The organism is Methylibium sp. T29-B (assembly GCF_000576225.1).
Classification (GTDB): Bacteria; Pseudomonadota; Gammaproteobacteria; order Burkholderiales; family Burkholderiaceae_C; genus Methylibium; species Methylibium petroleiphilum.
On the sequence record NZ_AZSN01000190.1, the window covers coordinates 1 to 5993 of the forward strand.

Sequence of the window (5993 nt, forward strand, 5' to 3'; positions counted from 1 at the left end):
GCCGGCGCCCCGCCTCAGCGTGCCGGCCGCGCCGTCGGCGCCGTCCCGGCCGCAGGGCGCCGCGCTGAGCCCAACCTTGTTCCGCCACCCGCGGGCGTCGCGCGAGATCGACCTCGGTCGCGCCGTCATCGCCTATGAATTCCAGCGCGCGCGGCGCCGCTCGATCGGCATGGTGGTCTCGGCCGAGGGGCTGAGCGTGCGCGCGCCGCGCTGGGTCGGCCGCAGCGAGATCGACGCCGCGTTGCGCGAGAAGGCGGCCTGGATCCAGGCCAAGCTGGTCGAGCAGCACGAGCGCGCGCAGAAGCACGCCGCCTCGCGCATCGAGTGGCGCGACGGCGCCAGCCTGCCCTTCCTCGGCGAGACGCTGATCCTCGTGCTCGACCCGCGCGCCACCGGCGCGGTGCTCAACAGCGACGCGGCGGCGCTGCCCGGCGTGCCGCGGCTCACGCTGCACATCGGCCTGCCGCACAGCGCCGCGCCCGAGCAGATCCGCGACGTGGTGCAGGCCTGGCTGCAGCGTCAGGCGAAACGCCTGTTCGAGGAACGCTGCACCCACTTCGCGCCGCGCCTGAAGGTGCAGGTGCGCCGGCTGGCGCTGAGCTCCGCCCAGACGCGCTGGGGCAGCGCCAGCGCCGACGGTTCGGTGCGCCTGAACTGGCGCCTCATCCACTTCGCGCTGCCCACCATCGACTACGTGGTGGCGCACGAACTCGCCCACCTGCGCGAGATGAACCACAGCCCGCGCTTCTGGGACGTGGTGCGCTCGGTCATCCCCGACCTTGACACGGCCCGCGGCGCGCTGCGCCACGAGATGGTGCCGGCGTTCGACTGACGCGCGGGCGGGCGTCGGGCTACCAGCCCAGCGGCCCGGCCCAGCCCCGGTAGAGCTTGGGCAGCGGCGTCGCGTAGTCGCCGTGCTTGCTGGTGCGCAGCCCCAGGCCGACCAGCGCCTCGGCCAGCTTGACCGCGGCGGCCACGCCGTCGATCACCGGCACGCCCAGGCGCTGCTGTAGCGTGCCGCACAGACCGGCCATGCCGGCGCAGCCCAGCACGATGGCGCCGCTGTGGTCCTGCGCCAGCGCGGTGCGCGCGCTCGCCTCGATCTGCGCCAGCAGCGCGTCGCCGGCTTCCTCGAGCGCGAGCACCGGGATGTCGGTGCCGTGGATGCCGCGGCAGCGTCGCTCGAAGCCGTACTTCAGCACCAGGTGCTCGGCGATCACGCAGGTGCGCGTCATCGTCGTGACGACCGAGAAGCCGGTGGCCAGCATCGAGGCGACGTGGAAGGCCGCCTCGGCGGTGCCCAGCACGGGTGCGTCGGTCGCCTCGCGGGCCGCGTCGAGGCCAGGGTCGCCGAAGCAGGCGATCAGCACCGCGTCGGGCGCCAGCGGCGCGGCCTGCCGCACCTGTTCGGCCACGCCGGCGGCGGCGAACACCTCGTCGTAGTGGCCCTCGATCGACGCCGGCCCGAAGCCGGGCTGGGTGGCGATCACTTCGGTGCCCGCGGCGGCGACTGCGCGCGCGGCGTCGGCGATGCCTGCGGTCATGCCGGCGGAGCTGTTGGGGTTGATGAGCAGCAGCTTCATGGGATTCATCTCGTGAACAGGATCAGTGCGTTTTGCATACAAAACGCGCGGGGGGACCAGCGATGGTGCGCGCCTGAGGTCGGTCGAGCGGGCGCCCGCCGCACCTTGCGAGGCGCGTGCAAGGACCGCACCCGGGCGTCGCGGCCGGCAGGGCCGCAGCGGCGGGCCGGCCGCGTCGCCTGGCACATGCTTTGCGTACCGGCTGCACCATGAACCCACGCACCGACCTGGAACTCGTTCACCTGGTCAAGCGCTACGGCGACGCGGTCGCCGTCGCCGGGATCGACCTCAAGATCGCCGCCGGCAGCTACTGCTGTCTGCTCGGGCCCTCGGGCTGCGGCAAGACCTCCACGCTGCGCATGATCGCCGGGCACGAGCTGGCGAGCGAGGGCGACATCGTGCTCGGCGGCCGCAACATCACCAACCTGCCGGCGTCCGAGCGCGGCACCGCGATGATGTTCCAGAGCTACGCGCTGTTCCCGCACCTGAGCGCGCTCGACAACGTGGCCTTCAGCCTGAAGATGCGCGGCGTCGACAAGGCCGCGCGGCAGAAGAAGGCGGCCGACCTGCTGGAGCGCGTGTCGCTCGGCCACCTGGCGCACCGCAAGCCGGCCGAGCTGTCGGGCGGCCAGCAGCAGCGCGTGGCGCTGGCGCGCGCGCTGATCACCGAACCCAAGGTGCTGCTGCTCGACGAGCCGCTGTCGGCGCTCGATCCCTTCCTGCGCATCAAGATGCGCGCCGAGCTCAAGGGCTGGCAGACCTCGCTGGGCATGACCTTCATCCACGTCACGCACTCGCAGGAGGAGGCGATGGCGCTGGCCGACCAGGTGGTGGTGATGAGCCAGGGCCGCATCGAGCAGGACGGCTCGCCGCACAGCGTGTTCAATGCGCCGCGCAGCGAGTTCGTGGCGCGCTTCATGGGTGGGCACAACGTCATTCCCTCGTCGCGCGGCCTGGTGGCGGTGCGCGCCGACAAGACCCGCCTGAGCCGCGACCCGCTGCCGGCCGGCGACACCGTGCTGCCGGCCACCGTGCGCGCCACCGAGTACCAGGGCACCTACGTACTGCTGACGCTGCACAGCGCGGCGGTCGACGAGTTCAACGTCGTGCTGCCCGAGGCTGCCTTCGAGGCCCAGCCCTGGCAGCCCGGTGACAGCGCCTGCGCCCACTGGGACGCCGCCGACATGCATCCGCTGGCCGCCTGAGCCGGCCCTCTTTCCCTCCCAGGAGAACACCACCATGTCCGAAATCCGTCGCCGCCAACTGCTCCAGGGCACCGCCGGCATCCTCGCCACCGGCATCTTCCCCGCCATCCACGCGCAGGAGAAGATCACGCTGCGCTACCTGGGCACCGCGGTGAACCAGGACAAGGCCATCGCCGAGAAGTTCAAGGCCGACACCGGCATCGCCATCCAGTACATCGCCGTCAACACCGACGAGGTGACCAAGCGCGCGGTGACGTCGCCGAACAGCTTCGACCTGATCGACACCGAGTACTTCTCGCTGAAGAAGATCGTGCCGACCGGCAACCTCAAGGGCATCGACACCAAGCGCATCAAGAACGCCGACAAGATCACCACGCTGTTCACCACCGGCGTGGTGGGCGGCAAGGCGGTCGGCGACCAGGGAACGGCGCCGAAGAAGGTGATCTACCTGGAGGGCGAGAAGAGCAAGGTGTTCGCCAAGGCGCCGACCCAGTTCATGAGCCTGATCCCCACGGTCTACAACGCCGACACGCTGGGCATCCGGCCCGACCTGATCAAGCGCCCGATCGACAGCTGGGCCGAGCTGCTGAACCCGGAGTTCAAGGGCAAGGCCGCGATCCTCAACATCCCGTCGATCGGCATCATGGACGCGGCGATGGTCGTGGAGGCCAAGGGGCTCTACAAGTACCCCGACAAGGGCAACATGACCCGGAAGGAGATCGACCTCACGATCAAGACCCTGATCGAGGCGAAGAAGGCCGGCCAGTTCCGCTCGCTGTGGAAGGACTTCAACGAGAGCGTCAACCTGATGGCCTCCGGCGAGGTGGTGATCCAGTCGATGTGGTCGCCGGCCGTCACCGCGGTGCGCACCAAGGGCATCGACTGCGTGTTCCAGCCGCTGAAGGAGGGCTACCGCGCCTGGGCGGCCGGCTTCGGCGTACCGGCCACTTCGAGCGGCAAGAAGCTCGACGCCACCTACGAGTTCATCAACTGGTTCCTCGATGGCTGGGCCGGCGCCTACCTGAACCGCCAGGGCTACTACAGCGCCGTGCTGGAGACCGCCAAGGCCAAGATGGAAGCCTACGAGTGGGCCTACTGGATGGAAGGCAAGGCGGCCGAGAAGGACATCAAGTCGCCCAACGGCGATCTGCTGGCCAAGGCCGGCAGCAAGCGCGACGGCGGCTCCTACGAGCAGCGCATGGGTGGCATCGCGTGCTGGAACGCGCTGATGGACGAGAACACCTACATGGTCCAGAAGTGGAACGAGTTTGTCGCGGCATGATGACGCTCCCCCCCGTTGCGGCTGACGCCGCTCCCCCAGGGGCCACGAAGAGGCCCTTTCAGTGCCTTTGGGGCGCCGCTGGCGGACCGGCGGAGCCGGATCCGCGGCGGCCGCTCGAAGGCCGGCGTCGCTGCATTCGCCGAGGGGACGGGGCGTGAAGAGCACGGCGTTGACGGCCGGCCCGCCCGCCTGGCTGCAGGCGCTGCCGTTCGGCGCGGTGTTCCTGTTCTTCTTCGTCGCACCGCTGCTGCTGATCGGGGCGGTGAGCTTCTGGCCGACCAGCGACTACGAGCTGATCCCCGGCTTCACCGGCCAGAACTATGTGTCGATCTTCGAGGGTTGCAGCAACCTGGCCGAGCCCTGCGTGACGCTGAAGACCTACTGGTCGACGCTGCGGTTTTCGCTGCTGACCTGGGCCGCCGCGCTGCTGATCGGCTTCACGATCGCCTATTTCCTGGCCTTCCACGTGCGTTCGCCGGGCATGCAGACGCTGCTGTTCGTCATCTGCACCATCCCGTTCTGGACCAGCAACGTCATCCGAATGATCTCGTGGGTGCCGCTGCTCGGCCGCAACGGCCTGGTCAACCAGGGGTTGATGGGGCTGGGGGTGGTCGACAAGCCGGTCGACTGGCTGCTGTTCTCGGAGTTCTCGGTGGTGCTGGCCTTCGTGCACCTGTACACGATGTTCATGCTGGTGCCGATCTTCAACTCGATGATGCGCATCGACCGCTCGCTGCTCGAGGCGGCCGACGACTGCGGCGCGAGCGGCTGGCAGACGCTGTGGAACGTGATCGTGCCGCTGTCGCGCACCGGCATCCTGATCGGCTCGATCTTCGTCATCACCATCGTGATGGGCGACTTCGTGACCGTCGGCGTGATGGGCGGCCAGCAGATCGCCTCGGTCGGCAAGGTGATCCAGGTGCAGACCTCCTACCTGCAGTTTCCGCTGGCCGCGGCCAACGCGGTGGTGCTGCTGGCGGTGGTGCTGATGATCATCGTCGCGCTGACGCGGCTGGTGAATCTGCGCAAGGAACTTTGAGATGAACCGCGACCGCCGCTCGAGAGGCTTCTGGCCGCTGGCCCTCGTGTTCGGCCTGTTCGTGCTGTTCCTCTACGGCCCGGTGATCACGATCTTCGTGCTGAGCTTCCAGGGCCCCGAGGGCGGGCTGACGCTGCCGATGCGCGGGTTGTCGCTGCACTGGTACCACGAGCTGTGGAAGGGCCTGGGCGTGGTCGACATCGGCGCCGCGCTGCGCCGCTCGCTCGCGCTCGGCGCGGTGGTGATGGTGCTGACGGTGCTGCTGGCGCTGAGCGCCGGGCTGGCCTTCCGCAAGCGCCTGGCCGGTGCCGACGCGCTGTTCCACGTGACCGTGGCCAGCCTGATCATGCCGTCGATCATCGTCTCGCTCGGCATCGGCCTGCAGTTCCGGCTGCTCGACGGCGGCATCAAGTGGCTGCTGGAGGCCGTCGGCGCCACCGCCACGCTCGAGAGCTACACCACCTCGCTGGGTCTCTACACCTCCGGCCTCGGCGCCCACCTGACCTGGACGCTGCCGTTCGGCCTGCTGATCATGTTCGCGGTGTTCAACCGCTTCAACCCGGCCTATGAGGAGGCGGCGCGCGACCAGGGCGCGACGCCGTGGCAGACCTTCCGCCACGTGGTGCTGCCGCTGATCGGGCCGTCGGTGGTGGGCATCGGCATGTTCGGCTTCACGCTGAGCTGGGACGAGATCGCGCGCTCCTCGCAGGCGATCGGCGACCTCAACACCCTGCCGCTGGAGCTGCAGGGCCTGACCACCACCGTCACCACGCCGTCGATCTACGCCCTGGGCACCGTGACCACCGGCATCTCGCTGCTGGTGGTGGGCCTGGCGCTGCTCGGTGCGGCCGCGCTGCGCCGCCGCGGCGGCCGGCGCACCGGCG

At 69.6% G+C, this 5993-nt stretch carries 6 protein-coding genes; 5 read left to right on the forward strand and 1 reads right to left on the reverse strand.

Going from position 1 to position 5993, the window contains the following annotated elements; genetic code table 11:
* Positions 1-832 (forward strand): M48 family metallopeptidase (locus Y694_RS19110; RefSeq protein ID WP_036235411.1); only part of this gene is annotated, 832 nt, incomplete at its 5' end.
* A gap of 19 nt (positions 833-851) precedes the next feature.
* On the opposite strand, the gene Y694_RS19115 is transcribed toward Y694_RS19110, so the two are convergent.
* The gene (locus Y694_RS19115; RefSeq protein WP_036235414.1) at positions 852-1583 is read right to left on the reverse strand and encodes an aspartate/glutamate racemase family protein; all 732 of its coding nucleotides are present in this window, start codon (positions 1581-1583) and stop codon (positions 852-854) included.
* A 209-nt stretch (positions 1584-1792) separates the two neighbouring features.
* Between Y694_RS19115 and Y694_RS19120 the strand changes: the two genes are divergently transcribed.
* The 4 genes from Y694_RS19120 to Y694_RS19135 form a co-directional block, all read left to right on the forward strand.
* Positions 1793-2788, forward strand: a complete 996-nt coding sequence (locus Y694_RS19120) for an ABC transporter ATP-binding protein (protein WP_011830949.1) — start codon at positions 1793-1795, stop codon at positions 2786-2788.
* 34 nt (positions 2789-2822) lie between these two features.
* A complete protein-coding gene (locus Y694_RS19125) occupies positions 2823-4070 on the forward strand; it encodes a PotD/PotF family extracellular solute-binding protein (protein WP_011830948.1) in 1248 nt (415 codons plus the stop codon).
* Positions 4071-4224: 154 nt separating this feature from the next.
* Complete coding sequence (locus Y694_RS19130; RefSeq protein WP_036235417.1) at positions 4225-5109, forward strand: ABC transporter permease; 885 nt, start codon at positions 4225-4227, stop codon at positions 5107-5109.
* 1 nt (position 5110) lies between these two features.
* Positions 5111-5993, forward strand: an 883-nt coding sequence (locus Y694_RS19135) for an ABC transporter permease (RefSeq protein WP_036235420.1), incomplete at its 3' end; no start/stop codon positions are given.

Coding starts and splice junctions, on each gene's coding strand:
- Y694_RS19120 (WP_011830949.1), top strand. CDS start 1,793: ATGAACCCACGCACCGACCTGGAACTCGTTCACCTGGTCAAGCGCTAC.
- Y694_RS19125 (WP_011830948.1), top strand. CDS start 2,823: ATGTCCGAAATCCGTCGCCGCCAACTGCTCCAGGGCACCGCCGGCATC.
- Y694_RS19115 (WP_036235414.1), bottom strand. CDS start 1,583: ATGAAGCTGCTGCTCATCAACCCCAACAGCTCCGCCGGCATGACCGCA.